Origin of the sequence: Frondihabitans cladoniiphilus (assembly GCF_039544345.1) — a bacterium.
GTDB classification, from domain to species: domain Bacteria; phylum Actinomycetota; class Actinomycetes; order Actinomycetales; family Microbacteriaceae; genus Frondihabitans; species Frondihabitans cladoniiphilus.
On record NZ_BAABLM010000010.1, the window covers coordinates 237,322 to 262,401 of the forward strand.

Below are 25,080 nucleotides of genomic sequence, written 5' to 3' on the forward strand. Positions count from 1 at the left end.
GTCTGGCTCGCCTGGACATGGCGGACCATCGGAGCAACCCGAACCGAGCGGGCGCGCATCCGCCCCGCGCCTACCCATCAACCCGTCGACCGGACAGCACGCCGCTTGTCAGACTGTCTCCCAGTAGGCCTGCCTCTTGGCAAGCCTGCCTCTAGGTCAGCACGCCTCCCGAGCAGCGCACCGCCGGTCAGCACGCCGCCTGAGCAGCGCACCGCCGGTCAGCACGCCGCCTGAGCAGCGCACCACCGAGCAGCGCACCGCCGGTCAGCACGCTCCCCGGTCAGCGCACCGCCCGTCAGCACGCCTCCTGAGCAACGCACCGCCGGTCAGCGAACCCCGCTCAGCAGACCCCGCTCAGCGGACCCCAGGCCCGAGCCGCGGCAGGCCAGCAGCGAGCAGGCGCTCGGCGAGAGCGAACGGATTGCGTGCCGTTGCGTAGTTCCAGTGCACGACTCGTCGCACGCCGGGCTGCTCTGACAATCTTTCGTCTCGCGCCTTCTCGTCGAGCATGCATTGTTCGACGGAGCGCCCCGATCGACGACTCGCGTCGAGGTACTTCCAGGCCCCGTCGAATTCGCCGACGAGCCCCCATTTCTCCCACCAGAAGTCGGCGTACGAGCAGGTTCCATCGCGATGGTCGAAGCGTTTCTGGAGAACAGCCCGGGGGAAGCCGAGGAGGTGCATCTCGGCCTTGCTGATCGACTCTCCCGCGGTCGCGCTCAAGGCCGAAGCGATTCGGAGGGCCGCGAACGCGTCTCGCCTTCGCCGCGCTCGAGGCCGCCGGGAGAGAAAACGATCGATCTCGTCGAGAGTGAACAGGCCACGTCGCAGACCATCGTCGAACATCATCGTCGCCGCGACGAAACCCTGCGACAGCGCGATGTCGACGGCCGTGCGCGGGGCCGATGTGCAGACGAGCCCGTCGATCGACGTGAGGTCGTCCGGAGAGAGGAGTGCTGCCGCAGCCGGATGCCGGACGACCAGCCGGGATCGTTTGCCAGTGCTCCGAGCAGGATCCAGAAGGTGCACCTGTGGCGGCCATTCGTCGAGCACGGGGAAGTCCCACAGCGCCGCGGCGGAGTCATGGCTGAGGACCAGGCCCTCACGCAACGGCGTCGAGACGGCAGCGATGCGGGCTCGATAGCGATCTATCGGATCCAGTTCCGCCCACTCCTCCGCCGCAAGGTAGACGCCGCGAGCCACGCGATGAAGGTCGCCCCGGTGCGCGGCCCGCGCGAGCGCGTCCGAGCGCAGCCCCAGTCGGGTCGAGTCAGCGGCGTAGAGAAGTGTCGAGGTCTGCATTCGTCCACGATCGAGCATCGTCGCATCCGCAATCGGCTCGGCGAGACATCTGTGGATAACCACCCTGAGTCACGGGCCTGTGGAGGGATCGTGAGCGGGCCCTGTGGACAACCTCCGACGCGTGTCACCGGGTCGCCCTAGGTTGGAGTCATGCCGGAATCGACCTCGAATCCCACCCCCTTCCACCGCCTCGACGATTACATCGCGCTCCCCCGGGTCGAGAGCCTCGCGCTCTCCCCCGACGGCCAGCGCGCCGTCCTGACCGTGGCCACGCTCTCGTCCGACGCGACGGCGTACCAGCGGTCGTTGTGGTCGGTGCCGGCCGACGGATCGGGCGTCCCCACCCGCCTCACGAGGTCTGCCAAGGGCGAGGCGGGTTCCGCGTTCACGGCCTCCGGCGACGTCCTGTTCGTCTCGGGTCGGCCCGACTCGGCAGCGAGCGACTCGAGCGAGGCCTCTCAACTGTGGATCCTGCCCGCTGCGGGCGGTGAGGCGCGAGCCGTCACACGGCTGGCGGGCGGGGTGTCCGGTGTCGCCGCGACGGCCCGAGACTCCGACACGGTCGTCGTGTCCGCGTCCCTGCTGCCCGGGGCCGACGACTTCGAAGCCGATGCCGCCCTCCGAGCGAAGCGCGACGACAAGAAGGTCCGGGCCATCCTCCACGATCGCAGCCCCGTCCGCTTCTGGGACCACGATCTGGGGCCCGACGAGAGTCATCTCCTGGCGCTCGACCTGAGCGAGGGCGCCCTGGCCGAGACGGTGGCGAAGGCAGCCGGGCACCGCGACAACGGAGGCGGCGACGCTGGTGCCGATTCGGTGGCGACCGAGAAAGAGGGGGATGCGCATCCCACCCTCTACGCCCCCGACCTGCCTCGCCCGCGCGACTTGACGCCGCATCCCGGTCCGCTGTTCGCCGATACGGCGGGCCAGGCTCTCACCCCCGACGGGCGCACTCTCGTCGTGGCCGCACAGGTGCCCGAGCAGCGCACCGGGCGCACGGTCCTGTTCTCGATCGATGTCGCGACGGGCGAGCGCACCCTGCTCGTCGAGGAGCCGGGCGTCGACTTCGAGAGCCCGACGGTGAGCCGCGACGGGACCCGACTCGCCTACCTCCGCACGCCGCGCAGCACGCCCGAGGCCCCTCGCGACTCCGAGCTCTGGGTCAGCGCCATCGACGGAACGGACCCCGTCCGCCTCGCCGCCGAGTGGGACCACTGGGTGACCAGCCTCGTCTTCGACCTGGGCGACGACGCACTCGTCGTCACCGCCGACCACGAGGGTCGTGGGCCGATCTTCCGGATCCCGCTCACCGACACCGAGGTCGGCGCCGGCCAAGTCGAACGTCTGACCGACGACGTCTTCGCCTACACGCACGTCGCGATCGACGAACGGACGGGAGACCTCGTGGCGCTGCGATCCTCGTGGACGACGCCCTCGCACCCCGTGCGCCTCGACCGGGAGGGGCGTGTGCTGCCTCTGGCGACTCCGGCGCCGCTGCCGGAGGTGCCGGGCAGCCTGACCGAAGTCGAGACGACGACCGCCGATGGGTCACGGGTGCGGGGCTGGCTGGTGCTTCCCGAGGGGGCTTCTCCCGAGCATCCCGCCCCGTTGCTGCTCTGGATCCACGGGGGTCCGCTCGGGAGTTGGAACGCTTGGAGCTGGCGCTGGAACGCTCTGCTGATGGCAGCGAAGGGCTACGCCGTGCTGCTGCCCGACCCGGCGCTGTCGACCGGCTACGGCCTCGACTTCATCGCGCGCGGGTGGAACGCCTGGGGCGCCGCGCCCTACACCGACCTACTGGCGATCACGGACGCCGTCGACGCGCGCGACGACATCGACGAGACGCGGACTGCGGCGATGGGCGGATCGTTCGGGGGCTACATGGCGAACTGGGTGGCCGGGCACACCGACCGGTTCCGCGCCATCGTCACGCACGCCTCGCTCTGGGCTCTCGATCAGTTCGCCGGCACGACCGACAATCCGTACTACTGGCAGAGCATCTTCACCCCGGAGGCGATGATCGAGAACTCGCCGCACCGATTCGTCGAACAGATCTCGACGCCGATGCTCGTGGTCCACGGCGACCGCGACTACCGGGTGCCGATCGGCGAAGGGCTGCGGCTCTGGTCGGAGCTGACCGAGCATCACGCGGAGGACGACGGGTCGACCGTGCATCGGTTCCTGTACTTCCCCGACGAGAACCACTGGGTGCTCAAACCGCAGCACGCGGTGGTCTGGTACGAGACGGTGCTCGCGTTCCTCGACGTGCACGTCCACGGGGCCGAGTGGAAGCGGCCGGAACTGCTCGGGTGAGGCTGCGCGGCCGGACCGGGCCGGACCGGGCCGGACCGGGCCGGACCGGGCCGGACCGGAACGGAGCGCGCGGCGCAGTCGGCCGGCGCGCGCGGGCGCTGGACTCCAGAACACGCCGCTCACCTTGCGCGCGAGCCGCACCTTCTGGAGTCAGTCACACGGGCCGGTGCGCGCGGGCCCTGGACTCCAGAACACGCCGCTCACCTTGCTGGCGAGCCGCACTTTCTGGAGTCGGCGAACCAAGAACCCGGTTACGACGGCGCGGACGGCAAACCAGCCCAGAGCCGAGCCGGGCCGAGCCGCGCAGACCAACGCCGACCGAACCAGCGCAGCGGCACTATTGGCAGTACGTGCCGATGGCGGTGAGATCCGCCTCGATCACAGTGGCCTGCTTCTCGGCCGCGCTCGTGCCAGCCAGCGGGTTCGACAACACGCCCTTGGTCTCCGTCACGAGAGTCAGGAGGTCGGCGTTGGCCTTATCGGACAGAGTCTTGGCGTCGGGTGCGGTGACGGTGGAGATGCTCGCCTGGAACATCGTCGCGGCCGCCTCCAATTGTGCGACGGCCTTCGTCGGGTTCGTCTGCAGGGTCGTGTAGGCCGTCTGGAGCCCCGAACTCACCGTCTGCAGCGAGTTAGCCAGGATCGTGCAGGCCTCTGCCTTGGTCTGCGCTCCGCCTGCCGTGGTGCCGGTTCCCGACGAGCTGCCGTCGGTGGCCGCACCGGATCCGGATCCTGTGCCGCTGCCGCTCGACGTGCCACCAGTCGACGTGCCGCCAGTCGGGACGATGACCGGCGTCGTGCTGGCGGGCGTCGTCGCTGCTCCGGTGCAGCCGGTCAGCGCGAAGACGACGGCGACGACAGCTGAGGCGACGGTCACGGCGAGAGGCAGGCGGGAGCTCATAGGGCCCGACCGTACTCGACGCGGATGGGCGCACCCTCTCGCTTTGCTGCGGCGTTCCTGGCACTCCGCCTGAACGACCCGACACGCGGGCGGCCACCGCAAGACTCGCGGCACCCGAACGGCGGCACCCGAACGGCGGCACCCCGCCACCTGAACGATCCCGCAACCCGGGCTCGCTACAGTCGAGCCCATGACACCCGAAAGCCCCGAGTCCCCCCGTCGCGCCATCGTCCTGGGAGGAGGCGGGATCGCCGGGATCGCCTGGCATCTGGGCATGCTCGCCGAACTGCTCGACGGTGGCGTCCCGCTCGGCGAGGCGGACCTGGTGATCGGCACCTCCGCGGGTTCCGTGGCGGGGAGCATCCTCCGTTTCGGCCAGGTCCAACTCGTCTACTCGATGCAGGCCACCGCCGACATGCCCGACCTGCCGTCCGGCGACCCGACCGTCGCGCCCGTCGACATGGCGACCTTCCGAGACCGGCTCGTCACCGCGATCCAAGGGGCCACGAGCGCGGAGGATGCCCGGGCCCGACTCGGGCGGGCAGCCGTCGAGTCCTCGGCCGGAGGCTCGGAGTCGGTTCTCGTCTCGACTCTGGCGGCGCAGTTCCCTGCTCTGTTCGGCTGGCCCGCAAGCGCCCTGGGCATCTGCGTGGTCGACGCCACCACCGGCGAGTTCCGCGTGCTCGACAAGTCGTCGGGAGTGGCACTCTCCCGAGCCGTCGCCGCGAGTTGCTCGGTGCCGCTCGTCTTCCCGCCGGTCGAGATCGACGGGGTCCCGTACATCGACGGCGGCGCGCGGTCGGCCACCAACGCCGACGTGGTCGCCGGGTTCGACAAGGTCCTGGTGCTGTCGTGCGGACCGGAGGATCCCGCGAGCCCGATGGGACCGCAGCTCGACGCGGCCGTCGCGGGGCTCCGCAACTCCGGCGCCGATGTCCTGTTGCTCGGGGCCGATGCCGACAGCCTCGCGGCCTTCGGCACGAATTCGCTGGCTCCGACGAGCCGCGTGCCCTCCGCGCAGGCCGGTCGGCGGCAGGCGGCGGGCGAGCTGGACGCCGTGCGGGCCTTCTGGGGCTGACGGCCATTCGAGCTCGCTCGCGGGCGCCGCGCGCGGAGGCCGCACGCAAGGGTCTCCTGTCGCGCGGACCTTCGCCGCGGTCTCGAGTGGGCGCAATCGGCCACCTGAGCGCAGAGAACGGCCGTTTCCGCCCACTCGACCGGCCGTAACGGCGGCCGCCGCGGCCGCGGACGCCCCTCAGACCACCGGAATTCCACCCGGCCCGAGACCGGCGCCGAGCCCGGCGACCACTTTCGCGGCCAACGCCCGGAACGCCGCCGCCTCATCGGCCGAGAGGCTCTGCGTCGTCCGCTCCTCGAGGGCGGCCCAGGCGTCGCGCGTCCGCGAGTGCACCCCGCGTCCGGCCTCGGTCAGCGCTACGAGCTGCACGCGACCGTCGTCCGGCGAGGGGGCCCGGGTCACGTAGCCGAGCGTCTCGAGCCGCTGCACCGAACGCGCGACCGTCGATGCGTCCAATCGGACGGCGGCGGCCAGGTCCTTCTGCGAGAGGCCTTCCGTGCCGAAGAGGCGCATCAGGAGGATCTCCTGGCTGGCGTGCATTCCGAGCGGAGTCAGCAGGCCGTCGGCGACCGCACGATGACTGCGCGCCAGGTCGAAGATCGCGAAGCTGACCGGTGCGGTGTCGGCGATGCCGAGCTCACCACCGGCAGGCGACGACCCGGCAGGCGACGCACCCGACCCCGACGACCCAGCCCCCGACACGCCCGACCGCGACGACTCAGCCCCCGGCGACCCGGCAGGCGACGCACCCGACCCCGACGACCCGGCCCCAGACGAACCTGACCCCGACACCCCGCTCACGCCCCGGCAGCAGCCGACAGCGTCGGGTAGTCCACGTAGCCGTGCGCCCCGCCGTTGAAGAAGGTGGCCACGTCGGCGTCGTTCATCGGGGCACCGGCGCGGTAGCGCTCGACGAAGTCGGGGTTCGCGAGGGCGAGGTGCCCGACCGGGACGCCGTCGGCGAGCCCGGAGGCGAGGTCGCGCTCGTACTCGTCGAGCTGCCGGCCGCCGCGGAGGACGAGCAGCGGCTGCTTCCAGAGGGACCGGAGGTCGGCGAGCAGTTCGTCGTCGCCGAAGTGGAAGACGTGCAGGTACGCGAGCCCCAGGTCGTTCAGCGAGCCGACGAGGTGGCGGTAGAGGTCGTTCCCCGACGGCCCCTCGTCGAGCCCGCCGCCCTGCGAACCGGGGCTGATGCGGAACCCGGTGCGGTCGGCTCCGATCTCGTCCGCGACGGCGGCGGCCACCTCGAGGGCGAAGCGAGCGCGGTTCTCGATCGAGCCGCCGTACTGATCGGTGCGCTCGTTGGCGTTGGGGGCGAAGAACTGCTGGACCAGGTAGTTGTTGGCACCGTGGATCTCGACGCCGTCGGCCCCGGCGGCGATGGCCGACGCCGCCGCGTGCCGGAAGTCCTGCACGGTCTGCTCGACCTCGGCCGTGGTCAGCGCCCGCGGCGTCGACGTCGGCGCCTTGCCCGAGGGCGTGTACATGTCGGTACCCGAAGCGATGGCCGAGGGCGCCACCGGCTGCCGGTGGTGCGGAGTGTTGTCGACGTGCGCGATCCGCCCCGCGTGCATGAGCTGCACGTACGTGGCGGCACCGGCGTCGTGCAGGGCGTCGGTGACCCGGCGCCACCCGGCGACGTGCTCGTCGGTGTAGATGCCGGGGGTGTTCACGTAGCCCTGCCCGTCGGCGTTGGGCTGGGTGCCCTCCGTGATCAGGAGGCCGAGGGAGGCACGCTGCGCGTAGTACTCGGGCGTGAACTCACCCGGAACGCCATCGGGATTCGCCCGATTGCGCGTCATGGGCGCCATGACGAAGTGGTGGGGAAGCTCGAGTCGTCCGAGCGAGAAGGGAGAGAAGAGTTCAGTCATGAGTCTCACTGTACAACACTTGCGTGTACATGCAACTATTCTTTCCACACGTCGACTGGCGACAACCGATGAACGACAGCCGCCCGACTACGCCCCCGACACCCGCACCACGATCGACCGCGCCTCCGGCCGCAGCAGGAACTCCGGCCACACGTCCGGTCCGCAGGCTCGCGACCCGAGCCCGTTCTGCGCCGCGTCGAGGTAGAGGTAGGCGCCGGTCGACGGCGGCAGTTCGTGCGGGTGCTGCGCCCGAGCCGTCTGCTGCGCGGTGTGGCGGGCGAGGGTGAACCCGGGAAGCCGACCCCGGGCATCCCGCGTCGCATCGATCGTCAGCCAGGGCTGGTCCCCCACCGAGACGGTCAGCGACCGGAGATCACTGCGATGCCCGCTCTCCTGCGGCCGTGCATACGGGAACACGAGGTCGTCCACAGCCGACGAGAACCGCCCGACGTGGGATGCCCGCCTGCTGTCGGGGTAGGACTCCAGTGGGCCCGTGCCGAACCACGACGCCTCCGTCACCTCCTGCGGCAGGTCGAAGCGGAGCCCCACCCGCGGCCAGACGAGGTCCCAGTGCGCCGACGGAGTCAGGTCGGCACGGAGCCACAGCTCGCCGTCGATCAGCTCCCAGTGCTCGTCGACGTCGACGGACTCGCGCAGGTCGGCGGCCGACCACCGGGTGAGGATGCGCATCCCCCGTTCCGTCTGCGACACCGACGTGACCCGGCCCACGAGTCGATCCAGGCCGGCCGTCCGCCAGCGCTCGGCGTGCGACGGTGCGAGCACCCCGTGGCCGAGGTTCGCCCAGGGGTCGCCGAGGTCGTAGCTGCCCGACATGTCCCCCTCGTCGTTGTCGGTCGGGGCCCGCCAGAGCTCGAGGCGGGGGCCGTCGACCGGACGGCCGGCGAGCGCGACCAGGCGACCGTCGCGGAAGGTGGCCGGGCCGAGTTCGAGGAGGCCGTCCGGGGCGATGGAAGCCGCTGGCGCCGCCGACGGGAGGACGGACGAGGCCGGACGGGGCGGGGTCGACAGCCGTGTGCGCACCGCCGCCGGCGTTCGATCGAGCTGGGCGGTGGCGACGATGTGGCCTGCCGGAGCCCAGGCGGTCGGAGAGGCCAGGACCGCGCGGACGGTGAGCCAGGTCTCGGCGGAGTCCGAGACCGTCGTCGACGGAAGCGGCACGGGAGTAGATGACCCGGCTGCGACGACCGGGACGTCGAGGCGGCCCGAGTCGACCACGATCCCGTCGTGGCTGACGTCCCACTCGAAGGCGAGGTCGGAGGTGTCCGCCGAGTGGCGGCGGTTGTCGACCGACACGGAGGCCGAGCCGGAGCCAGACCCGGAGACAGACCCGGAGAACCCGAACCGCACCGGCGCGACGACCGCGGCGTACTCGTGCAGGCCGGGCGTCGGCGTGTCGTCGGAGAGGACGAGGCCGTCCATCACGAAGTTGCCGTCGTGCACCACCTCGTCGAAGTCGCCGCCGTAGGCGAAGAAGTCCCGCCCGTCGGCCGTCGTGGAGCGGAGGCCGTGGTCGCGCCACTCCCAGACGAAGCCGCCGTGCAGGCGCGGGTAGCGGTCGACGAGGTCCTCGTACTGGTCGATGGCGCCGGGGCCGTTGCCCATGGCGTGCACGTACTCGCACAGCAGGAACGGCTTGGAGCGCTGACGGATCGACTCGGTGGCCGAGCATCCCAGCAGGAGTTCGCCCGTCCCCGTGGCCAGCCCCGGATCCCGCCCGATCGACTCGGTCTCGGGCACGGACGAGTACATCCGCGAGTAGACGTCGGTGTAGGCGCCCGTGTAGTCGCCTTCGTAGTGCACCGGTCGAGAGCGGTCGCGCGCATGCACCCAGGCCGACATCGCGGCGAGGTTGGCACCGGTGCCGGACTCGTTGCCCAGCGACCACATCACGATCGACGGGTGGTTCTTGTCGCGTTCGACGGTCCGCTCGATCCGGTCGACGTAGGCGTCGCGCCAGGCCGGGTCGTCGCTCGGGTTGCCCTCCCAGGGCGAGCGCTGGTGCCGGTGCTCGAAGCCGTGCGTCTCGAGGTCGCACTCGAGCACGACCCAGAAGCCGAGTTCGTCGGCGAGATCGAGCAGGCGCGGGTGCGGCGGGTAGTGCGAGGTGCGGATCGCGTTGACGTTGAACCGCTTCATTCGGGCGAGGTCGTCTCGGGCCCAGGCCTCGTCGAACACGCGGCCGCGGTCGGGATGCGTCTCGTGCCGGTTCACGCCGTGGAAGACGACGCGGCGGCCGTTGACCTCGAACCGGTCGCCGACGATCCGCACGGTACGGAAGCCGAGGCGCAGCGCGACGGTCTCCGCGCCCTCCGCCGACGACACCGTCGCCGCGTACAGCCGGGGCGTCTCGGCCGACCACGGTTCGACGCCGGGAACCTCGATCGGTGCGACATCGGTCGGCGACTGCCAGGTCACCTCCACGCCGAGGTCGGCGATGCGCACGGTGACCGGATACGAATCGGGGGATGCACGGACTTCGCTGGTGACGCATCCCCCGCCCGTCTCGGGGTCGAACGACGCGTCGAGCCAGACGTCCTCGAGGCCGCCCACCGGCCGCGCCTGCAGGCTGACACTGCGGAAGATGCCGGGGAGCCACCACTGGTCCTGATCCTCGACGTAGCTCGACGCCGACCACTGGTGCACCCGGACGACGAGGAGGTTGGCGCCCGGCCGAACCAAGGCCGTGACGTCGAACTCCTGCGCGAGACGGCTGCCGACCCCGACCCCGACGAGCGAGCCGTTGAGCCAGACGCGGTAGCGCGACTCGACGCCGTCGAAGCGGAGGAGGAAGGCCGCAGGAGAGGCGGGCCAGTCGCTCGGCACCTCGAAGGAGCGGCGGTAGTCGCCCGTCGGGTTCTCGTCGGGAACGTTCGGCGCGTCGGTCGCGAACGGGAACTGGACGTTCGTGTAGATCGGCCGGCCGTAGGCGCCGTCGCCTTCCAGCACCCAGTGCGCGGGCACCGGCAGCTCTCCCCAGGACGAGTCGTCGTAGTCGATGGCGGCAACACCCTCGGTCGTCTCGCCCTCGGGCAGGACACCGCGACCGCCGAGCGTGCCGGGCGCCGCGGGCAGCAGCCGGAACCTCCACTGCCCGTCGAGCGACAGAGTGGGCGCGTCGGTGTGCAGCCAGGAGCGGGCAGCCGTCCGGGCGCCCGAGCCCGGGCCGGTGTCGGTGAGGTAGGAGGAGGTGGGATCCGCGTCGGCCGTGGCGGAGGCGTCCTCGGCGGGAGCGTCCTCGGCGGGAGCGGACGAGCGGGGCGAGACGAGGGTCATTTGACGCTTCCTTCGGTGAGGCCGCCGCGCCAGAAGCGCTGCAGCACGACCATGGCGATGCCGAGGGGGATGATCGACAGCAGCACGCCGCCGGTGGTGAGCTGGTAGAACTCCGGCAGGCGGTCGACCTGGCTGAGCCAGTTGTTGAGCCCGAGTGTGACCGGGAACTTCTTCGGGTCGCTCAGCATGACGAGCGGCAGGAAGTAGTTGTTCCAGATGCCGACGAGCTGGAATAGGAACACCGTGACCAGAGCGGGCGACAGGATGCGGAGGCCGAGCGTGTGGAAGATGCGCAGCTCCGAAGCCCCGTCCAGGCGCGCCGCCTCCATCAGCGAGGTGTCGACCGTGGCCTGCGCGTAGATCCGGCAGAGGAACAGGCCGAACGGCGAGACGATCGACGGGAGCAGCACACTCCAATACGTGTTCGCGAGGTGCAGCTGGCTGAACAGGAGGAACAGCGGCAGCGCGGTCGCGGTGCCGGGCACGAGCACGCCGCCGAGGATCGTGCCGAACACGAGGTTGCGGCCCTTGAACTCGTACTTCGCGAGTGCATAGCCACCGGCCGCGGCGAGGTAGGTGGCGACCAGCGCGCCCACCCCGGCGTAGAGCACGGAGTTCAGCAGCCAGCGCACGAAGATGCCGCCGTCGTAGGTGAGCACGTCGTGCAGGTTCGACCACAGCGAGATCTTCGGCGCGAACCAGAAGCCGAAGGTGCCGAAGAGGTCTTGCGACGACTTGGTCGCGGCGACGACGACCCAGTAGACCGGCACCAGGAAGTACACGGCGACGATGACGAGGATGCCCGTCACGATGATCGTCGTCGTTCGACGCTTCCCCGCCGACCGGTCCAGCTTGCCGCTCGACGTCTTGACGGAGCGCGCGACTTTGCGTGCCACCGCCTTCTGCTCGCGTTTCGTGCCCTCGAAGGCGACGCTCGACCGGGTCATGATTCCTTCCTGTTCGTCACCTTGAGGAACACGATGCTGAGGGTGAACGCGACGAGCGCGATCAGCACCGCCTGGGCCGCGGCCACGTTGTAGTCGTTGTAGGCGAACGCGGTCGTGTAGGCCGCGAGGTTGGGGGTGAACTCGCTGTCCACCGCCGGGGCGACCTTCTGCAGCACCTGCGCCTCGGCGAACAGCTGCAGGGTGCCGATGATCGAGAAGACGGCGGTGAGCAGGAGCGCCGGTCGGATCAGGGGCAGCTGGATGCTCGTGGCGATGCGGAACGGCGAGGCCCCGTCGACCTTCGCCGCCTCGTACACCTCGACCGGGATCGACTTCAGCTGGGCGATGATGATCAGCATGTTGTAGCCGGTGTAGCTCCAGGTGACGATGTTGGCGATCGACCACAGCACCGTGTTCGGGCCGAGGAAGTCCGGGGTCACGCCGACCAGCTTGGCGACGTCGAAGAGCGGACTGAGCCCGGGCACGTAGAGGAACGACCAGAGGATCGTGGCGATGACGCCCGGCACCCCGTAGGGCAGGAAGTACGCCGCCCGGAAGAACCCGGGCCACTTGGCGGAGGCCGACTCCATCAGCAGGGCGAGGACGGTGCAGAAGATCAGCATGACCGGCACCTGCACCACGCCGAAGAGCAGCATGCGCCAGAGCGACGCGATGAAGTTGCCGTCCTGGAGCGCCTCCGCGTAGTTGGCGAAGCCCGCGAACGACGTCGTCACGCCCTTCTCGCCGAAGAGGCCGGAGCGCGTCACCTTGGTGAAGCTCGAGCCGAGAGCGATCAGGATCGGCACCACGAAGGTGAGCACGAACATGACGAGGAACGGGGCGAGGAGGATCCACGGGGCCCGTTTCATGGAGCCCGTGCGCTTGCGAGACGGGCCCGTGGAACCGTGCCCGGCACGGGCGGCCGTGCGACGTGTCTCGGTGGCGGCGCTCATTTCGAAGCCTTCCGGATGCTGAGACCCTTGTTCTGGAAGACGGTCATGATCTGCTTCTCCGCCGAGACGACGGCGTCGACCAGGGTGCCGCCGGAGCCCTTCTTGCGGAAGCCGTCGCTCAGGATGTTGAACGACTGCTGCGTGACGGGCCACCAGGACCAGTCCGCGTTCTGCTGCTTCGTGGCCGGCACGAAGACCTCCTCGTTGTAGTTCTGGCCGCTGAAGAACGTGCTCGGCTGCTCGCGCGTGGTGCCGATGAAGTCCGACGCCGGCGACCAGCCGATGCCGCAGTACTTGATGAGGGCGTCGATGCCCTCCTTAGTCGTGGTCATCCAGACCGTGAACTCGAGGGCCTCGCGGGGGTGCTTGCTGTTCGCGAGGACCGCGGCCGTCGAGCCGCCGACATAGCTCGATCCGTAGCCGGTCGACCCCCAGGTCGGCATCGGCGCCACCTTCCACTTGCCGCTCGCGTTCGCGACGCCCTCGATCAGTGCGTCGCCCCAGCTCGCCGTCGTGATCGTCGCCAGCTGGTTGTCGGCGGCGGCCGCGAACCACCCGGGCGAGTAGGCGGCGTAGGCCGTCGTGACGAGGTTCTTGTCGATCGCGGTGTCGAAGAAGCGCGCCACCTGAAGAGTCGCGTCGTCGGTCATGTCGATGACCCAGCCGTCCTTCTCCGGGGTCAGCCACTGCGCTCCGGCCTGGGTGGCGAACGCAGCGAAGACGGAGGCGTCGGCGAGGGCGAAGGAGTCCATGAAGACCTTCGTCTTCTGCAGCTCCGTGGCGACCTGGGTCCACTCGTCCCACGTCTTCGGGGGCGCGGCACCCACGGCGTCAAGCAGGTCGGGACGGTAGAAGGTGGCCATCGGGCCGGAGTCCTGCGGGATTCCGTACAGCCCTCCGGTGTAGCTGGCCTGCTTCCAGAGGGTGGGGTCGTACAGGTGCTCGTACGAGTCGGCGCCGTACCGCCGGAGGTCGACCAGACCGTTGACCAGCACGAACTCCGGCACGGAGCGCATCTCGACCTGTGCGATGTCCGGGCCCGCCCCGGCCGCGAGCGCCGAGTACATCTTCTGGTACCCGCCGGCGTTGCCGCCGGGGATGAAGACCGCTTCGACCTGGATGTCGGGATGGCCGGCGTTCCAGATCGCACAGACCTTGTCGAGCCCCTTGAGCCAGGCCCAGTAGGTGAGCTGGACCTTCTCGCCCGGGGCGGCCGCGGCCACCTTCGCGAGGGAGTTGACCGAGGTCGTCCCGGGGGTGGCGCAGGCGGCCAGGAGGGCGACGGTGCTGAGGGAGAGCCCAGTGGCCAGGAGTTGACGTCGTGTCAGCGGTGACATTCTTCTCACTTCTTCGTGGAGGGACGGTGAATCGAACGTAACACTAAATTCGAGCGCTCACTCGAATTTCACGCCCGAGGGCGTAGGTTCGTGTCCATGACCACCGAGGCGCGACGACGCGGACCCCGCGGACCCTACGCGAAGTCGGCCGAGCGGCGGGCCGCCATCGTCGAAGCCGCCTCCGGCGTGTTCGCCGCCCGGGGCTATCGGGCCGGATCGTTCCAGGAGGTGGCTGACGTCGTCGGCATGAGCCAGACGAGCCTTCTCCACTACTTCCCCTCCAAACAGGCCCTCCTCCTGGCGGTGCTCGACCATCGCGACTCCCTGCTCGGCGGCAGCGTGCAGCGGACGCCGGGCCCCGACTTCCGAACCGGGGTCCTCCGGCAGGCCGAGTACAACTCCGGGGTCCCCGGCCTGATCGAGCTGTACTCCGTCCTCGCCGGCGAGGCCGCGACCCAGGACCACCCGGGCCGTGCCTGGTTCATCGAGCGGTTCACCACCCTGCGCGGCAACTACGAGGCCGAATTCCAGGCCCTGAAAGACGCGGGTCGCCTCCGCGACGGCATCGATCCCGCGCGAGCCGCGGCCGGCTTCGTCGCCCTCTGGGACGGCATCCAACTGCAGTGGCTTCTCGACCCCGAGGCCGTCGACGTCGTGGCCGTCCTGCGAGACCACCTCGACCTGGTGATCCTGCCGTGAGCGACGTCCCGGGTCGTCCGGCCACCCGGAGCCCCGCGCCGGATCCCGCCGAGACCCTCTCCGCGATCGTGGGGCGGATCCTGACGGGGCTGATCGAGCGGGGCGCGCGAGACGAGGCCCTGGCGGTGCCCAAGGCGGGCCGGGGGATCGGACCGTTCCGAGCATCCTCGTCGATGTCGCCCGTCGGGCGGGCCTGGCGGCTCGGCGTGCTCCTCGTCGACCGAGACGGACGGCTCTACGCCACCGGCAAGCTGACGCGCGCCGTCGAGCCCGGGCGGCCGCAGGGGTTCTCCGCCATGGTGGAGCAGCGTCGGGCCGACCGGATGGCCGCCTCGCGCGGCAAGTTCGTGGAGGGCGAGGTCGTCAACTACGAGTGGACGCCCCTGACGACCGATTCCGAGTCTCTACGCCTTGGCAGCGGCCCCCTGTCGGTCGGCGAGGCCGGTTCGACCCGAGAGGGCGCGATCCTCGTCCGCTGGAGCGCGACGGTGCCGGACCGGCGGATGCTCGAGCCCTACCTCGAGGAACGCGCCGCCCTCCTCGACCTCGAGAGCACCTTCGATCCCGGCGCGACCCCGGAAGGCTGACCCCCGTCCACTCTTGCGGGGACCCGGGCGTCCCCCGTTTCCGACACAGGTTGTAAACATCGCGTTAAGCGCCGTGTCCCCCGTTGACGGGGTACGGGGCCCGACATACGTTGAGCGGATTCCGCCTGCCGAAGGACACCTCTTGCCCGAAACAGCGACCATCCCGAATCGCACCGCCGTCGACGGGCCCGTCTCGCCGCCGAGCGACTCCGAGCTCGTCTGGTACCTGGGTCCGCAGCGGCGCTGGGTCCAGGTCGTCACGCTCGTCTCCTTCGGCCTCGCCGCCGTCAGCCTCACCGAATTCGGCATCAGCTCGCCGCTGATGTGGCCGATCCTGATCGTCGTCGCCGTCACCGTGTTCGCCTCCCTCCTCTCGATCATCACCGGCTTCCGCGGCCGACGAATGAGCGAACGCACCCACTTCGCCACCATCGACGCCTGGCGCGCCGCCACCGATCCCACCGCCCACCCCTCGGTCGACGTCTTCCTGCCCTCCTGCGGCGAACCGATGGCGGTGCTCCGCAACACGTTCACGCACGTGAGCCGGCTCGACTGGCCGGGGCAGCTCGACGTCTGGGTGATGGACGACGCCGACAAGCCGGAGGTGGAGGTGCTCGCCGCCGAGTTCGGCTTCCACTACCGGGTGCGGGAGGACCGCGGGTACATGAAGAAGGCCGGCAACCTCGCGTCGGCCTTCGGGGTGACGGCCGGCGACTTCATCGTCATCTTCGACGCCGACTTCGTGCCCCGCACCGACTTCCTCTTCCACACGATCCCGTACATGGACGACGAGCAGATCGCCATCGTGCAGACGCCGCAGTTCTTCGAGACGCGTGGCGAGAGCATGAACTGGATCGAGCGAACGGCCGGCTCGACGCAGGAGCTCTTCTACCGGTGGATCCAGCCGTCCCGCGACCGCCTCGGCGCTCCCATCTGCGTCGGCACCTGCGCCGTCTACCGCCGTTCCGCTCTGGCCTCGGTCGGCGGCTTCGTGCAGATCGAGCACAGCGAGGACGTCTTCACGGGCCTGCAGCTGACCCGCGGCGGCTACAGCCTCCGCTACCTGCCCGTGATCGTCTCCAAGGGCCTGTGCCCGTCCGACCTCAGCGGATTCCTCAACCAGCAGTACCGGTGGGCCAACGGATCGCTCACGCTGATGAAGAGCGGCAAGGCCTCGAGGCGGCCGCTGTCGTTCATCCAGCGCCTCTGCTTCTTCTCCGGGTTCGCCTACTACATCTCGACGGCGCTGAACGTCTTCGTCCTCCACATCCCCGGCATCGTCATGGCGACCTGGTTCGCCCACGACGTGCGCGCCTCCCACTTCGTGCCGTTCCTGGCCGGGGCGTGGGTGTACTTCGTGCTCCTGCCTCGAATGTCGAAGTCGCAGTGGCGCTTCGAGGTGATGCGAATCCAGATGGCGTACTCGTTCGCCCACGCCCTCGCGTGCATCCACAAGCTCACGGGCCGTTCGGCCGGCTGGGTGGCGACCGGCGCCGTCGGCAAGTCCTCGAGCCTCTCGCGGACCATCGCGACGATGGGCATCGTGACGATCACGGTCACGCTCGGCTGGTCCTGGGCCGCCCTGATCTACGACGTCGCCACGGTCGGCATCAAGCAGTTCTGGCCGATGGGGTTGTTCGACCTCGGCTACGCCTACCTCGGCCTGCCGCTCCTGGTGGAGTTCATGAAGATCCGGTTCCCGGGGCTCGTCCGCACCCGGGCCGCAACTGACGTCGCCCCCGACGCCCTGACCTCGACGGACGACGTGGTGAACGTCGTGGCGGACCTCGTCGCGGCCGAGCCCGCAGCCCTCCCGTCCCCCCTGCCCGCCACGCCCGTCGCGCTCGCCAGGACCGCCCCGGTCTCGCCGATCCTGTCGTCCGACACCGAGGAGGTCGACGCATGAGCCGTCGGCGCACGATTCGTCGCGGGGCATCCCCCGAGAATCCCGACGAAGGAGGCCGCATCACCGTGATCGAGGTCGTCGGCTACACGGCCGGCCTCGCGTTCGTGGCCGCCCTCGCCCTCGGCGCGTTCGACGCCATGCTCACCTGGAAGTAGCCCCGCCGTGACCGCTGTCCTCCCGCGCCCCGCCGCCGCCTCTCGCGGAACCACGACGTCGGCTCCGCGCCCCTCCCATTTCCGCCCCGACATCGAGGGCCTGCGCGCCTTCGCCGTGTTCGCCGTCGTGGCGTTCCACGCGGCCGTCCCCGGACTCTCCGGCGGCTTCGCGGGAGTGGACGTCTTCTTCGTCATCTCCGGCTACCTCATCACGGGCCAGCTCAGCCGCGAGGTGCTGCGGACCGGGCGCGTGCAGCTCCTGAGCTTCTACGCCCGCCGCGCGCGTCGACTGCTGCCCGCCGCCGGCATCGTCCTCGTCGCCACCGCCGTGGCCACCGCGGTCCTCGAACCGCTGCTGGGCGTCTTCCACACGGCCCAGGACCTGCTCGCCGCGGCCCTCTACACCGCCAACTGGCATTTCATCGCCCTCGGCACCGACTACCTGGCGCAGTCCACCGACGACTCGCCCGTGCTCCACTTCTGGTCGCTTGCCGTCGAGGAGCAGTTCTACCTCGTCTGGCCCCTCCTCATCATCGGATCGGTCTGGCTCGCCAAGAAGAGCCCGATGCGCGGCACCGCGATCTTCGCGAGCCTCATCGGGGCGGTGACCGCCGCATCCCTCGTCGCCTCGATCGCCCTGACGCCGTCGGAGTCGAAGTGGGCCTACATGGCCACCCAGACCCGCGGGTGGGAGTTCGGCTTCGGCGGCCTCCTCGCCATCGTCGCCCACGTGCTGCAGGCGGGCGGCGACCGGCGTGCCGGCCGGTTGGTGGGCAGGATGCTCGGCTGGGCCGGTCTCGCCGCCATCGTCGTCGCGTGCCTCGCCTACGACGCGTCGACGCCGTTCCCCGGATTCGCGGCGCTCCTGCCGGTCCTCGGCACCACCGCCGTCATCGCGGGCGGGTTGCTCGCGGGCACCTCCCCGGGCTCCGTCGGCTCACTCCTGTCGCTGCGACCGATCCGCTACGTCGGACGCGTCTCCTACGCCTGGTACCTCTGGCACTGGCCGCTCCTGATCCTCGTCGAGGTGAAGACGGGCACGCTCGACTGGCAGACGCGCTGCCTGCTGATGGCCGTCGCGTTCGTCCTCGCGGCCCTGACGCTGCACCTGGTCGAGATCCCCCTCTCGAAGGCGTGGAAGTCGATCAAGCGCATCGGCCCGACGCTCGCCATCGGCATGCTCTGCATGGTCGTCACCGTCGCGACCCCGCTCGTCGTCGGGAGCGGTGCCATCAACGCGCTCGGCACCTCGACCGCCACCGTCTCGACCTCCCTCCTCACTGCGGCGTTCGGGCCCGACACCGGCAAGAACTCGGGCCCCGTGTCACCGAACCCCCTCGCGGCGACCAATGACATCCCCCACCCGACCGCGTGCATCCTCGATGCCCCGGTCGCCCGCGTCGCGGGGTGCGAGATCGGCCCGGCCGACGGCGAGCAGGTCGTGGCGTTCGGCGACAGCCACGTGAATCAATGGTTGCCCGCGTTCCAGACGATGGCCACGGCCAACGAGTGGCACCTGACGATGTTCGCGAAGTCCGGCTGCCCCGTTGCGGACTACGCACCCGACGGCGACGGCAGCCGCCTCTCGAGCGCGAGCTGCGTGACCTGGCGGCAGGCGGCGATCGACCAGATCACGGCGATCAAGCCGAAGCTGATCATCGTCTCGTCGTACAACAACTACATCTCGGGGTCCTCGGCCGCGGGCGAGGCCAAGATCCTCGCCGACTGGAACCACTCGCTCGACCAGCTCCGTACCGTCGGCTCGCCGATCGCCTACATCCAGGACACCCCGTACCCGAACAAGGACATCCCGACCTGCATGTCGTCGGCCCTCTCCGACTGGTCGAAGTGCGACTTCCCGCGCGGCGACGTCAAGGAACCGGTCGAAGACCAGGCGCTCCTCGGCAACCAGAAGCAGGTTTCGCTGATCAACCTCTCGGCCTACCTCTGCAACACGAAGATGTGCCCGGCGGTCCGGAACGGCCTGCTCCTCTACCGTGACGAGTCGCACATCACCGCGTCGGCCGCGACGGCGCTCGAGCCCGCCATGAGCGCGCTGTTCGCGAAGGCGGGGTTGCTCGAGAAGAAGTAGGTGCGGCGGCTGCGGCGGCCGGCTCGGGCTACGGCTTGCGGGCGCGGCTCGGCTGCACGCGCGGCGGCTCCCCCGGCATCTTCGGGAAGTCCGGCGGGAACGGCAGTTCCCCGAGCCCGTCGGCGACGTCGCGCTCCCACCACTCCAAGAAGGGGGCGATGCTCGGGCCCGCGGACGCATGCAGCGCCTCCCAGGGATCGCCCTCGGCGGACAGGCGGCCGGGGACGGTCAGCACGGTGTGCGTGGCCGGATCGACGTCGGGCAGGGCATCCCACGTGACCGGCAAGGACACGGATGCTCGGGGCAGCGCACGAGGAGACCAGGCGCCGGCCATGGTCCGGTCGCGGTTGGCCTGGTTGAAGTCGACGAAAATGCGGGCTCCGCGCTCCTCCTTCCACCAGGCCGTGGTGACGCGGTCCGGCATCCGCCGCTCGAGCTCGCGGGCGATCGCGATGACGGCGTGCCGCACCTCGAGGAACTCGTGCTCGGGAGCGATGGCCGCGAAGACGTGGACGCCGCGGTTGCCGCTGGTCTTGACGAAGGCGTCGAGGCCGCCGTCCTTCAGCACCTTCCGCAGTTCGAGCGCTGCCGCGACGGCGTCGCCGAAGTCGGTGCCCGGCTGAGGGTCGAGGTCGATCCGCAGTTCGTCGGGGAAGTCGGGCGCCTCGGCCTGCGAGGCCCACGGGTGGAACACGACGGTGTTCATCTGCGCCGCCCAGACCACGGCGGCCGGCTCGTCGAGCACCAACTGGGGATGCACGCGGCGGCTCGGATAGGGCACGTCGACGGCCCGCACGTAGTCGGGAGTGCCCTTCGGCGGATTCTTGGAGAAGAACTGCTCGCCGTCGATCCCTCCGCCGAAACGCTGCAGACTCACCGGGCGGTCGCCGTTCGCGCGCAGGAACGCCTCACCCACCGCGATGAAGTAGTTCGCGAGGTCGAGCTTGGTGATGCCGAGGTCGGGCCACAGCACGCGGCCGGGGCTCGACACGCGCACCTCCCGGTCGCCGTTCGGGCCCGGAACGGTCAGCACCACTGCGTCGCTCGCCATGCCTCACCGTACTGCGGCCGTCCGTCTGCTGCGCCTTCGGTCTTCACCCCCCTGCACTGCCCCTCCCTCCCCCTCCCTCCCTCCCTCCCTCCCTCCCTCCCTCCCTCCCTCCCTCCCGCGCCCCTCCCTCCTGTCTTCCTCCCCTGATTGCGCAAATGTCGAGCGATTCGCGCCGCCGGGACGCTTCCGCCTTGCAACGGCGGGGCCGGCCCTCGAGATCACTCGCGATTTGCGCACCACCCCGGGCCAGCGCCCGGGACCACCCGCCCTTCGCGCCCGACGCAGGAGCATGCTCGGAACATGAGCCCGCTCCCCTCCGCCGCCGACCCGATCGCCCCGATGCTCGCCAAGGCTGTCACCACCGTCCCCGAGCCCGATTCGGTCGCGGGCGGCCTCGTCTACGAACCGAAGTGGGACGGCTTTCGCGGCCTCGTCTACGTCGCCGCCGACGGCACGGTCGAGATCGGCAGCCGCGGCACGAAGATGCTGACGCGGTACTTCCCCGAGCTGGTGGCCGCCATCGCAGCGCAGGTGGATGGGCCGTGCGTGCTCGACGGGGAGATCGTCGTGCGGCGGGGCGACCCGGGCCACGAACACCTCGACTGGGAGGCCCTGTCGCAGCGGATCCACCCGGCCGAGTCGCGCATCCACCTCTTCTCCGAGTAGACGCCTGCGTCGTTCGTCGCCTTCGACCTGCTCGCGGAGGGTTCCACCGATTACACGGACCGGCCGTTCCGCGAGCGGCGAGCGGCCCTCGAAGAGACCTCGAAACGGTGGGATGCACCCCTGCACCTCAGCCAGACCACTGTCGACGTGTCCCTCGCCCGGCAGTGGCTGGAGCAGTTCGAGGGTGCGGGTCTCGACGGCGTGGTCGCCAAGCCGCTGGACGCCGTCTACGAACCTGGCAAGCGCCGGATGCTCAAGACCAAGCACCATCGGACCGCCGACGCCGTCGTGCTGGGGTACCGCGTGCACACCAGCGGTTCGGGCGTCGGGTCGCTGCTCCTCGGGCTGTACGACGCCGAGGGGCATCTCCGCAACGTCGGCGGCGCCAGCGCGTTCACCGACAAGCGGCGGCAGGAGCTCGTGGCGGAACTCGACCCGCACGTCCTCCGCGAGGACGACGGAACCGTGGTCCATGGGGCGACCGAGCGCAGCCGCTTCTCCTCCGGCAAGGACACGGGCTTCGTCAAGCTCGACGATTCGCTCGTGGTGGAGGTGCGGTACGACCAGATGGAGGGCGATCGGTTCCGGCACACGGTGCAGATCGAGCGCTGGCGAGGCGACCGGGATGCACGGAGCTGCACGTACGAGCAGCTCGAGATACCGGCCGCCTATGACTTGAACGAGGTGTTGGCCTAGTCGTGGTGTTGGGCTAGCCTCCGTCCGCTCGGGGGCTCAGGCCGTGGGCGCCACCGTCGCGAGCCCGTCGAGGATCGTCTGCCAGTTGCTCGACGAGAGGGCCGCCGCCTCGTCGTCCGCGTTGTTGTCCTGTTCGACCGTGACGCGGCATCCCCCGTCGATCGGCTGGATCCGGTAGCTCACGACCTGGTGGTTCGCGGGCTCGTCGGGCAGACCGCTCTGCGGGCTGAAGAAGTCGGTGACGAGGCGGAGCGGCTCGCGGATCTCGAGGACGGTGCCGCGATCCTCGTAGGGTTGCCCGTTCCATTCGCCGCGGTAGGTGATCGGGCTGCCGGGCTGCCAGTCGCTCTCGACGTGGGTACCGAAGAAGTACTGCTCGACGAGCACGGGATCGGTGAGTGCCCGCCAGATCTGCTCGGGATCGGCGTCGACGACCTTCATGGCCGTCGCGACGCACCCTCGAGGGGCGTGGGTGGTGGTGCCGCTGTGCGCTTCGTTGCTCGATCGATCGCTCATGGCCGTCTCCTTCGTCGGTGGATTCATCTTCCTCCGGGGAGGGCCGGAACGGAACGGGCATCCCTCGGCTCGTGGGCTTCGTTCGCGACCGTCTCGGATTCTCTGCGCGCCCGTTTCGGCTCGTCTGCGAGAACGGGTCCGGCGTGCGGAGTTGGATCGGAGCATGCCTGATACGAAGACCGCCCGCACCTGGATCGCCCCGACCTACGGAGGGCCCGGCGTCCTCGAACTCGTCGACGCCGACGTGCCCTCGCCCGGGCCCGGCCAGGTCACCATCGATGTGCGTGCCGTCGGCATGAACCCCGCCGACTACAAAGGGTTCGCCGCTGGTGACGACCCGTCGAAGCTGCCGCTGTCGATCGGTTACGAGGTGGCCGGCGTGCTCTCGGCGGTCGGCCCCGACACCGAGATCGCGAGCGGTGGCGGTGCGGTCGGCGACGAGGTCCTGGCGTTCCGGATCTCGGGCGGCTACACGACCGCGCTCACCGTCTCGGCCGACGACGTCTTCGCCAAGCCGGCGTCGCTCGGCTTCCCGGAGGCGGCCAACCTGTTGCTCGCCGGGGCGACCGCGGCCGAGATGCTCGACGTGGTCGGGGTGCAGAAGGGCGACACGATCGTGGTCCACGGAGCCTCGGGAGCAGTGGGCGTGAGCGTGCTGCAGCAGGCGCGCCTCTTCGGCGTGCGGGTGATCGGCACCGCGAGCCAGGACCGGTTCGACGTCGTGAGGCGGTTCGGCGGCGACCCGGTGCTGTACGGCGACGGCTTGGAGCAGCGGATCCGCGACGAGGCTCCCGAGGGGATCGCCGCAGCCCTCGACACCGTCGGCACGGACGAGGCCGTCGACGTCTCCCTCGCACTGATCGACGACCGCCGACGACTGGTCAGCATCGCTGCCTTCGGTCGGGCGGCCGATGACGGCTTCCGCGTGATCGGCGGAGCGATGCCCGCGAGCGCGGCGTTCCGCGACCACGCCCGGGCCCACCTGATCCACCTGGCCGCCTCGGGCGATCTCGTCGTGCCGATGGCCCGCACCTTCTCGTTCACGTCGGCCGTCGACGCCCTCGAGCTGCTGCGAACGGGGCACCCGGGCGGCAAGCTGGCGCTGGTGCCCTGAGCCCTGGTGCGGAGGGGCGGCGGCGGCCCGATGTGCCGACTCGTCGGGGCGACTCCAGGACATGCCGCTCACCTTCGCCCGGGCCCGCACCTTCTGGAGTCGGCCTGGCCCTGACGCACCCTCGTGGCGTCGACTCCAGAACACGCCGCTCACCTTCGCCGAGACCTGCTTCTTCTGGAGTCGGCCTGGCCCTGACGCACCCTCGTGGCGTCGACTCCAGAACACGCCGCTCACCTTCGCCCAGGCCCGCACCTTCTGGAGTCGCCACGCGGTGGCCCGGCGCGCGCCCACCCGCGGTACTCTGTGCATCCCCCGGCACGGCGCGCCCCGCGCATCGCGCGCCGGAAGCGAGTACCACTGAACCATGAGCCTCGGGACATTCCTACTTCGTGCAGTGGTCGGCGGCGGTTTCGTCGCCCACGGCCTCCAAAAACTCAACGGATCGTTCGACGGCCCCGGCCTGAAGGGCGTCGAGCAGATGATGACGAGTCTCGACATGCATCCGGCTCCGCTGAACGCCCGTCTCGCGGCGTTGACCGAGACAGCCGGAGGCGCGGCGATCGTGCTCGGTGCCGGCACCCCTCTCGCTGCAGCCGGTCTGGTCGCGACGATGGTCACCGCGATTCGCAAGGTGCACTGGAACAACGGCTTCTTCAACTCCGGCGGCGGCTTCGAGTACAACGCCACCCTGATCGCCGCTCTCGGCACGATCGCCGCGGGCCCGGGCATCGTCTCGTTCGACGCGATGTTCGGCAAGAAGAAGTGGGGTGTCGGCGGCACGCTGTTCGCGCTGGCTGTCGGTGCCGCGAGCTCCGTACTCGTGATCGAGGCAGGCAAGCGGAACGCTCCCGCGGCCGTGGCGGAAGAGCCCGCCGCGTAACTCGTCCATGGGCCCCACGCCTGCGTTGCAATCGCGGGGCCCGCGGGCCGGGCTACCAGCCCATGGTGCCCGGGCCGCCCTTGAACGGGCCGACGATGCGCGACGTGATCCAGCCGCCGTAGAAGGCTCCTTCTTGAGGCTGGACTCGTTCTCCGTCGACCTCGCAGGAGTCCATGGCGCCCGGGTAGAGCGACACGTGGTCGGCCAGCATCTCGTAACCAGGCCACGGCTCCCGGTAGAACCAGGCGGCGGCGTCGGCGACGATCCGGTCGCCGCCCTCTCCTCCCGAGACGTCGAGGTATCCGGCCTGCCCCTTGAACTCGCACAGGCTGCGCCCAGGAGCTGGGCTCAGAACACCGGCGGCGAAGGATGCCCGGGGCAGGTAGTAGCCGGGAGGGTGACTCGTCTCGAGCACGCGCCACGACTCGCGGGTCTCGGCGACGACCTGCCCGCCGAGGCGCACGACCACGTGCTCGGTGCTGGGTTCCACTCGCGGTGGGCGGGGATAGCTCCAGACGGATTCTTGCCCGGGGCCGGCCGGGAGCGGTGTCGGCCAGGGCTTCGATCGGGTCTCGTGTCGCATCGGACCATCGTGCGCCCTCCTGGGGATTGCCGCGCGCCGACGGGGCAGAGTTGCCGCGTGTCGGCGAGGCAGGATTGCCGCGCGCCCGCGGGGCAGGATTGCCGCCCGCCCGCGGGGCAGGCGTGCCGCGCCTCGGCGG

General features: G+C 70.2%; 21 protein-coding genes and 1 pseudogene. 11 read left to right on the top strand and 11 right to left on the bottom strand.

Annotated features, from left to right (window positions below; translation table 11 throughout):
- Nucleotides 1-354 precede the first annotated feature (354 nt).
- Nucleotides 355-1,302 carry a type IV toxin-antitoxin system AbiEi family antitoxin domain-containing protein gene (locus ABEA39_RS16595; protein WP_345377069.1) on the bottom strand — a complete coding sequence of 316 codons (948 nt, stop codon included), beginning with the start codon at nucleotides 1,300-1,302 and terminating at the stop codon, nucleotides 355-357.
- Between the two features lie 150 nt (nucleotides 1,303-1,452).
- On the opposite strand from ABEA39_RS16595, the gene ABEA39_RS16600 reads away from it, so the two are divergent.
- A complete protein-coding gene (locus ABEA39_RS16600) occupies nucleotides 1,453-3,615 on the top strand; it encodes a S9 family peptidase (protein ID WP_345377070.1) in 2,163 nt (720 codons plus the stop codon).
- A 337-nt stretch (nucleotides 3,616-3,952) separates the two neighbouring features.
- Here the strand turns inward: ABEA39_RS16600 and ABEA39_RS16605 are convergent, their stop codons facing one another.
- Nucleotides 3,953-4,516: a hypothetical protein gene (locus ABEA39_RS16605; protein WP_345377071.1), complete on the bottom strand. Its 564-nt coding sequence runs from the start codon at nucleotides 4,514-4,516 to the stop codon at nucleotides 3,953-3,955.
- A gap of 190 nt (nucleotides 4,517-4,706) precedes the next feature.
- Between ABEA39_RS16605 and ABEA39_RS16610 the strand changes: the two genes are divergently transcribed.
- Complete coding sequence (locus ABEA39_RS16610) at nucleotides 4,707-5,594, top strand: patatin-like phospholipase family protein (RefSeq protein WP_345377072.1); 888 nt, start codon at nucleotides 4,707-4,709, stop codon at nucleotides 5,592-5,594.
- Between the two features lie 177 nt (nucleotides 5,595-5,771).
- Here the strand turns inward: ABEA39_RS16610 and ABEA39_RS16615 are convergent, their stop codons facing one another.
- The 6 genes from ABEA39_RS16615 to ABEA39_RS16640 form a co-directional block, all read right to left on the bottom strand.
- Nucleotides 5,772-6,296, bottom strand: a complete 525-nt coding sequence (locus ABEA39_RS16615) for a MarR family winged helix-turn-helix transcriptional regulator (RefSeq protein WP_345377073.1) — start codon at nucleotides 6,294-6,296, stop codon at nucleotides 5,772-5,774.
- Between the two features lie 95 nt (nucleotides 6,297-6,391).
- Nucleotides 6,392-7,465, bottom strand: a complete 1,074-nt coding sequence (locus ABEA39_RS16620) for an alkene reductase (RefSeq protein WP_345377074.1) — start codon at nucleotides 7,463-7,465, stop codon at nucleotides 6,392-6,394.
- A gap of 87 nt (nucleotides 7,466-7,552) precedes the next feature.
- Complete coding sequence (locus ABEA39_RS16625) at nucleotides 7,553-10,759, bottom strand: glycoside hydrolase family 2 TIM barrel-domain containing protein (protein WP_345377075.1); 3,207 nt, start codon at nucleotides 10,757-10,759, stop codon at nucleotides 7,553-7,555.
- Nucleotides 10,756-11,706, bottom strand: a complete 951-nt coding sequence (locus ABEA39_RS16630; RefSeq protein ID WP_345377076.1) for a carbohydrate ABC transporter permease — start codon at nucleotides 11,704-11,706, stop codon at nucleotides 10,756-10,758. Before ABEA39_RS16630 ends, ABEA39_RS16625 begins: the two co-directional genes overlap by 4 nt.
- Nucleotides 11,703-12,659 (bottom strand): carbohydrate ABC transporter permease, encoded by a 957-nt coding sequence (locus tag ABEA39_RS16635; protein ID WP_425556988.1) that lies wholly within the window; start codon nucleotides 12,657-12,659, stop codon nucleotides 11,703-11,705. Before ABEA39_RS16635 ends, ABEA39_RS16630 begins: the two co-directional genes overlap by 4 nt.
- Nucleotides 12,656-13,996, bottom strand: a complete 1,341-nt coding sequence (locus ABEA39_RS16640; protein ID WP_345377077.1) for an ABC transporter substrate-binding protein — start codon at nucleotides 13,994-13,996, stop codon at nucleotides 12,656-12,658. Before ABEA39_RS16640 ends, ABEA39_RS16635 begins: the two co-directional genes overlap by 4 nt.
- A 96-nt stretch (nucleotides 13,997-14,092) precedes the next feature.
- Between ABEA39_RS16640 and ABEA39_RS16645 the strand changes: the two genes are divergently transcribed.
- From ABEA39_RS16645 to ABEA39_RS16665, 5 genes are all read left to right on the top strand, one after another.
- Nucleotides 14,093-14,695: a TetR/AcrR family transcriptional regulator gene (locus ABEA39_RS16645; protein WP_345377078.1), complete on the top strand. Its 603-nt coding sequence runs from the start codon at nucleotides 14,093-14,095 to the stop codon at nucleotides 14,693-14,695.
- The gene (locus tag ABEA39_RS16650; RefSeq protein ID WP_345377079.1) at nucleotides 14,692-15,282 is read left to right on the top strand and encodes a hypothetical protein; all 591 of its coding nucleotides are present in this window, start codon (nucleotides 14,692-14,694) and stop codon (nucleotides 15,280-15,282) included. The genes ABEA39_RS16645 and ABEA39_RS16650 overlap by 4 nt, the downstream gene beginning before the upstream one ends.
- 142 nt (nucleotides 15,283-15,424) lie before the next feature.
- Nucleotides 15,425-17,188, top strand: a complete 1,764-nt coding sequence (locus tag ABEA39_RS16655; RefSeq protein ID WP_345377080.1) for a glycosyltransferase family 2 protein — start codon at nucleotides 15,425-15,427, stop codon at nucleotides 17,186-17,188.
- Nucleotides 17,185-17,343, top strand: a complete 159-nt coding sequence (locus ABEA39_RS16660) for a hypothetical protein (protein WP_345377081.1) — start codon at nucleotides 17,185-17,187, stop codon at nucleotides 17,341-17,343. Before ABEA39_RS16655 ends, ABEA39_RS16660 begins: the two co-directional genes overlap by 4 nt.
- Before the next feature lie 7 nt (nucleotides 17,344-17,350).
- Entirely contained in the window at nucleotides 17,351-19,435 is a 2,085-nt protein-coding gene (locus ABEA39_RS16665; protein ID WP_345377082.1) for an acyltransferase family protein, read from the top strand.
- 28 nt (nucleotides 19,436-19,463) lie between these two features.
- Here ABEA39_RS16665 and ligD read toward each other — a convergent pair whose 3' ends face one another.
- Nucleotides 19,464-20,486 (bottom strand): non-homologous end-joining DNA ligase, encoded by a 1,023-nt coding sequence (gene ligD, locus ABEA39_RS16670; protein ID WP_345377083.1) that lies wholly within the window; start codon nucleotides 20,484-20,486, stop codon nucleotides 19,464-19,466.
- A 300-nt stretch (nucleotides 20,487-20,786) separates the two neighbouring features.
- Between ligD and ABEA39_RS16675 the strand changes: the two are divergent.
- Nucleotides 20,787-21,848: pseudogene (locus ABEA39_RS16675) on the top strand (ATP-dependent DNA ligase).
- A 36-nt stretch (nucleotides 21,849-21,884) separates the two neighbouring features.
- Here the strand turns inward: ABEA39_RS16675 and ABEA39_RS16680 are convergent.
- Nucleotides 21,885-22,364, bottom strand: coding sequence for an SRPBCC family protein (locus tag ABEA39_RS16680; RefSeq protein ID WP_345377084.1), 480 nt, complete (start codon nucleotides 22,362-22,364; stop codon nucleotides 21,885-21,887).
- Nucleotides 22,365-22,527: 163 nt separating this feature from the next.
- Between ABEA39_RS16680 and ABEA39_RS16685 the strand changes: the two genes are divergently transcribed.
- The 3 genes from ABEA39_RS16685 to ABEA39_RS16695 all read left to right on the top strand — a co-directional run bounded on the left by ABEA39_RS16685 (nucleotide 22,528) and on the right by ABEA39_RS16695 (nucleotide 24,358).
- Nucleotides 22,528-23,478 (top strand): NADP-dependent oxidoreductase, encoded by a 951-nt coding sequence (locus tag ABEA39_RS16685; protein WP_345377085.1) that lies wholly within the window; start codon nucleotides 22,528-22,530, stop codon nucleotides 23,476-23,478.
- Between the two features lie 61 nt (nucleotides 23,479-23,539).
- Nucleotides 23,540-23,839, top strand: coding sequence for a hypothetical protein (locus ABEA39_RS16690; protein WP_345377086.1), 300 nt, complete (start codon nucleotides 23,540-23,542; stop codon nucleotides 23,837-23,839).
- Nucleotides 23,840-23,842: 3 nt separating this feature from the next.
- On the top strand, nucleotides 23,843-24,358 hold the full coding sequence (locus ABEA39_RS16695) for a DoxX family protein (protein WP_345377087.1): 516 nt from the start codon (nucleotides 23,843-23,845) through the stop codon (nucleotides 24,356-24,358).
- A 52-nt stretch (nucleotides 24,359-24,410) separates the two neighbouring features.
- On the opposite strand, the gene ABEA39_RS16700 is transcribed toward ABEA39_RS16695, so the two are convergent.
- Complete coding sequence (locus ABEA39_RS16700) at nucleotides 24,411-24,941, bottom strand: DUF427 domain-containing protein (RefSeq protein ID WP_345377088.1); 531 nt, start codon at nucleotides 24,939-24,941, stop codon at nucleotides 24,411-24,413.
- Between the last annotated feature and the right edge of the window lie 139 nt (nucleotides 24,942-25,080).